The following is a 648-nucleotide window of genomic DNA, read 5'->3' as shown; positions in this document are numbered from 1 at the left end:
AGCATTTCCAACAGCAATTGAGACTTGCCGAACAGTTGGAGGGTGAAAACGGTATTCAGGAACAGAACAATGCCCAACATTGGCTAGGCCGCTGCTATTTTGAACAGGCGAAGCAAGCCGAAGGCGGGGATTCTGAACATTTGTTTGGGTTAGCAGTTAAGCATTTCCAACAGCAATTGAGATTTGCCAAACAGTTGGAGGATGAAAACGGTATCCAGAAACAGATTAATGCCCAATCTTGGCTAGGCAGTTGCTATTATGAACAGGCGAAAAAAGCCAAAGGCGAGAATTCTGGACGGTTGTTTGAGAGTGTCATTAAACACCAGAAGCAGAGGTTGCGTCTTGCTAAACAGTTGGAGGGTGAAAACGGTATCCAGAAACAGATTAATGCCCAATCTTGGCTAGGCAGTTGCTATTATGAACAGGCGAAAAAAGCCAAAGGCGAGAATTCTGAACGGTTGTTTGAGAGTGCCATTAAACACCAGAAGCAGCGGTTGCGCCTTGCCAAACAGTTGGAGGGTGAAAACGGTATCCAGAAACAGATTAATGCCCAATCTTGGCTAGGCAGTTACTATTATGAACAGGCGAAAAAAGCCAAAGGCGAGAATTCTGAACGGTTGTTTGAGAGTGCCATTAAACACCAGAAGC

1 pseudogene is annotated in these 648 nt (G+C 45.2%); it reads left to right on the top strand.

The window, feature by feature from the left end:
• Window positions 1–648: pseudogene (locus tag ACTHTK_RS04880) on the top strand (sel1 repeat family protein); the annotation flags it as partial.

Source organism: Neisseria sp. P0006.S009 (genome assembly GCF_051962915.1).
GTDB lineage: Bacteria > Pseudomonadota > Gammaproteobacteria > Burkholderiales > Neisseriaceae > Neisseria > Neisseria subflava_E.
Note: the sequence above shows the minus strand (reverse complement) of the source record. Positions and strands in the feature narration are given on the sequence as shown.